This is a genomic window from Microcoleus asticus IPMA8 (genome assembly GCF_013179805.1).
In the GTDB taxonomy this organism is placed as follows: Bacteria; Cyanobacteriota; Cyanobacteriia; order Cyanobacteriales; family Microcoleaceae; genus Microcoleus; species Microcoleus asticus.
In genome coordinates, this window is record NZ_SRRZ01000022.1 from 1 (window position 1) to 4755 (window position 4755).

4 protein-coding genes are annotated in these 4755 nt (G+C 39.8%); 1 reads left to right on the top strand and 3 read right to left on the bottom strand.

Translation table 11 applies throughout. From position 1 onward, the window contains the following. Positions 1 to 12 precede the first annotated feature (12 nt). From E5S67_RS08150 to E5S67_RS08160, 3 genes are read right to left on the bottom strand one after another with little or no spacing between them, the layout of a single operon-like run. Positions 13 to 1224 carry an McrC family protein gene (locus E5S67_RS08150; protein WP_246276677.1) on the bottom strand — a complete coding sequence of 404 codons (1212 nt, stop codon included), beginning with the start codon at positions 1222 to 1224 and terminating at the stop codon, positions 13 to 15. 56 nt (positions 1225 to 1280) lie between these two features. Then, positions 1281 to 2921: an McrB family protein gene (locus E5S67_RS08155; RefSeq protein WP_172186564.1), complete on the bottom strand. Its 1641-nt coding sequence runs from the start codon at positions 2919 to 2921 to the stop codon at positions 1281 to 1283. A gap of 41 nt (positions 2922 to 2962) precedes the next feature. Continuing rightward, positions 2963 to 3133, bottom strand: coding sequence for a hypothetical protein (locus E5S67_RS08160; protein ID WP_172186565.1), 171 nt, complete (start codon positions 3131 to 3133; stop codon positions 2963 to 2965). Positions 3134 to 3191: 58 nt separating this feature from the next. Here E5S67_RS08160 and E5S67_RS08165 point away from each other — a divergent pair. Beyond that, on the top strand, positions 3192 to 4755 hold a 1564-nt coding region (locus E5S67_RS08165; protein WP_216670285.1), incomplete at its 3' end, for an FAD-dependent oxidoreductase.

Here is a 4755-nt window from a genome sequence, read left to right on the forward strand (position 1 = left end):
TATTTTACCTGTTTATCTTGCACACTTTTCTTGATCGGACGATCGCATAACCAGGCCGTGTAACCTTTCTGCACTTATCCAGCAAGCCCTATCTAGGGAAAAAGTTAGACTGCGAACTCGAATATCGTCATTTTTTATATCTAGTGGCTGTTGGAGGTTTTGCGGGTAGACGAGAATTGCATTTTGGCACTTTAAGGCATTTGCGTAAGCAACTATTTGATGACGGTCATCACTGCCTACTTTATCGGGAGTTTTGTATTTTGTATCGAGGACGTATTGGACTTTTTTTGTGGCAATATCGCACAGCAGTAAGTCAATCCGATCGAAATAGTTTTGGTCATGTGTAACTCGGTGTTGTTGTTTGACAAAAAAGCCTTTTGGTGTATTTGCTTTGAGCCATTCAGCGACAAATTGTTCATATAAATTAGCCATGTCTATGAGAAAAGGGAGCATTTCGCGATCGCCTGTTTCGTGACTCGGCCCTGTGTTATCTAAAAAGAATCGACATAAGGCGTGTAAAAGTTGATAATCTTGATTCAAACGGTGATAATTTCTATCAACACAAGCTTCTGATTTAAAATGTTTTAATGTAACAAATCCTTGGAGTGCGTGAAAAGCTTTTCGCACAGTGGATGAAACAGATTCACGGCACAAACCGCTGCGGCCAATTATGAAGAGTGTCCAAGCGAGTATTTGATTGTCTTCGATATCGCCTGTTTGTTCGTTATAGTGGCATTTTAGTTTAACATCCCAAGGTTTTTGCAGGGCTGACCGCAAATCGACGCGACCGCGAATGTAGGCGAGTCTTTCGGTTTTGGATAAGTAATCGCGATATAATCCTTTGCGACAGCGTTCTAGGATTTTATGGGCAAGAATGTTAGCTAATGTCTCGTAAATTTGTTCTAAAAATTGGCATTTAATCTGTCCGTGTGGAAAATTGATCTTCAGGTTGTAGGCATAGTCAAGCATTCCGAAGAGGTTGTTTATGGGAACCTTGGGGCGGATGGAGATGTGAAATTCTGGAGTGATTGGAATGTTGCCAACTCTGCCTTTTGATTTTAAGTGCCATTGATATTTTGTTTTAAAGTTGGGAAATTCTATCTCGATTTCCTTGGCATAATTATAGTATATTTTCTGTCCTACTGATTCGGGGATTGAGTCTTGTTCAAAAGTTGCTAATTGATATTCTGTAAGTTCGATAATTCGGCGGGATTCTGGTTTCATAATTGTGGTGGATGCGGTAACGCCACCGTATCGGCGTTAATGACGGCGTTAGATTGTCAATAGCCCAATTTATTCTTGATATTCTCCCAGAGAAACTCATCCATTTTTTCCAGGTTATCAAAGAAGTATTCTTCGAGGTATGGCTCAATTTCCATTTGCCAAATATCTTGGATATCTTCAGCTAAGGTTTTTGTCAAAAAGAAGGAGATGCCTAATTCATAGTGTTTGTTGTTAATTGCGCGATTGACATCTTCTAGAAGGCTAGTTAATTTATCAACTGGAAAACCTGTTTTTTCTCTGTGGTGATACTGTCGCAGCACTTCATAATTGGGATAAACGGGAATGAATGCGAAGCGGCGGCGGAGTGCGTTATCCACTAAGGCAATAGAACGGTCTGCTGTGTTCATTGTGCCGATGATACGGACATTGGTAGGGATTCTAAATTCTTCGCCACTGGCTAATTTAACGGTGCGATCGCGGTCATCAAGCAAATACATTAACTCGCCAAAGACTTGAGATAAATTTGCGCGATTAATTTCATCAATAATGAGAACACAAGTGTCTTCACAGACTTCGGCTTTTTCGCAGAATTCTAGGAACCTACCGGGAACTATGGGATAAGTTAATTGCCCATCTTGACTTTGAGGACGGATGCCTTGAATAAAGTCTTCATAAGTATAAGCTGGATGAAATTGGATAATGTCTGAGAAACCGTCACCGCCACCGACTAAGTGTTGGGCGAGTTTTTGAGCGAGGAAGGTTTTTCCGGTTCCGGGGGGACCTTGGATGATGGTTTGGCTTTTGCGGTGAATGGTGTGTATCCATTGGGTTAGTTGGGTTGTTTGAAAACCAGTTATTTCGGAAAATTTTTCTAGTTGATATACTGGATTAAATTCCTTTTCATATACTGAAAAATATTGACTTATAAGAAGAGGTAAATCATTGTCATACTGATTTGAAATCAAAAATAATGGAAATACTTTTTTAAACGTTTGTGCTATTATCTGAATTAACTGTTGTGCAGAATATCCTAATACTTCTTCTCCTTCAAGCGATCTAGCAACCTGAATATTAGTAATTTTATGCTGACCCTCAAATTTTAGTGTTTGTTTGGCAACTAAAGAAATAATACTTTTTAATAATTCATAAATACATTTTTGAGGTTTCATTATTGTCAGACGATATTCATGCACCGGGTAATTACAACGAATTATTTGGTTAGTTAAATAGCAATGATATTGATTAGGAAGATTATAACGTTTAAGGATATCAATTGCCAATGGGTCATTTATATAATTGCTTTCATAATTATCTCTCAAAATATCAATATCGTTAAATTCGGCACACAAACCAAAAGTTAAGTCTTGGTTATCAAATCTTAGCATTAGGCGAGCATTGTCTATATAATTGATATCTCCATAACCCAAAGACATACTATAAGCGACTGATTGTAAACCTTTTGTTTCAACGATCTCTCCAAATTGCTCCCACTTGATATTTATATATTTTTTTATAATATCAGGTAACAGCTCTTCCACCTGGCTGAAAATATATTTCAAGGGATTTTCAACATACTTCAAAAAATCATTTTTGTGTGCTATGTAAAAATCTGAGCTTGGGTTTTCATAAAATCGTGCCAATAAGTTAAATGTGCCTGCTGAAAAAGGAGATTCAGGATGTACAAAAAATTTTTCCATTTTTTATGTATGTTTAAGGTGACTCAATTGTTGTTCTTAAATTATTGTAGCCGATCGCCCTTCCCGACACCAGATATCTGAAATGCGATCGCACCCCCCATCCTTACCCTCATCAATTGCCCTGCCAAACCAGTAACACTGGCAAAACCTCTAACAACAGTTGCCGGAAAAGTTAAAACTGTGTCGAAACTATCTAAACGTGCTATATTCAACTCCGTAAACCCTGAACTGCCCTTTCAGGTATTGCAAATTTATAAACGAGTCAACTGAATGCTCTCTACTTTCAAGAAATTAGCTTCAATTGCCATCTTCTTTGTCGCAGTAAAACTTTTAGTTAACTATCCGCCTTTCAGAGAAGCAGAAAATTATATCGCAAATAGAAACCCAGCAAGTGCCACCTTAGACAATGGAACTCTGCAGCAAAAATCCAGCAGTCCGCCTCCCGTACCTCGCAAAAAATCACCGGAGCAAAAGTTCGATGTAGTAGTGTATGGCGATGAAGTACCGGGGATATGTGCGGCGATATGGGCTAAGAAAACTTTAGGCGCAAAGGGCAAAGTTGCGATCGTGCGATCGAACTACGGAAGAGCACCTTTGGGCGGCTTACTCACTCGCGGCGGTTTAGCTTACATCGATTTAGATAAAATCCCCGATTGGTACCGCCAACCCTACGCCCAATGTTTTAAGGAATTCTTAGATAAAGCGAATGCGCGCGAATCTTGCTTAGACCCAAAAAGGGCAGATCAAGCTCTCCGGCAAATGCTTTCAGCAGCAAAAGTCAGAGTAATTTCCAACTCAACTCTTACTCCCCGCGTCGTAGATAAAAAAATTGAATATGCCGAAGTAAAAGGCAGCAATCTAATAATTAAAGCCAACTCTTTTATTGACGTAACTCAAGACGCCGAATTCGCGAGAAAAGCCGGGTTATCTTATTATACAGGATATGAATCTCAAAATATAAAATCCAAAAATGAAACTTTAGCAGTCTCTGTAGTTCCGAGAATTACGGGTATAACGATGTCCGAATTTCGCAGCATAGAAGATGAAATTCTATACAATCGGCCTTTGGTAAAAAAGATTAAAGACAGCATTATGAAATCCAAAGATCCGGCTAGTACAAAATTCTGGATGAGGAATTTCTGGAGTACAATTTATCAGCCATATACAGACGGCTACGACATCAGAAGCGTAGCTATAGGAGCAGCGTATCACATAGACAGAAATCTCCCCTTTAGCCAAAATAAAGGATTCTTTTTCGATAAGGGAAATGTCTGCGTTTATAACAAAAATGTGCTCTCCTGGAACGGGTTTCTGTTTAAATACCAAGTTGACCAAATAATGAAGATGGAAGCTAACGGCAGAAAACCGACTCCTGAAATGATTAGAGAAATGTCATTTCTCCAATACTGGCTACAAAAGAAGTCTGGTAAAGATGTGAGAGTATTTATTCCAGACGAGATTTATATCAGGCAAACTTTGAACGTTCGCGATGTGGTAGATCCGCTGACGGGGCAGGAGATTATCAAAGGGGGAACTGCACCCGAAAAGTCGATCGGCAGTTTTTCCTACGATTTCGATATGCGGGGCGGAGTCAAGAATTTATCTGCGAGAATTCCGCCACTCCCAGTGTATAATTTCGGCATAGAAAACGCTTTGGCTAGCAAAGTCAAGAATTTAGCTATTGTCGGGCGATCGTCCGGTTATGTGGGTATGGCTGTATCCGTCGGGCGCATTGCTACGGTGAATATTTATCAAGGACAAGGTGTCGGCGTGGCCGCTGGTTTGGCTAGCAAGTTCGGCGTGCCGCTGAATACGATTACTTCGGCTGAAACGA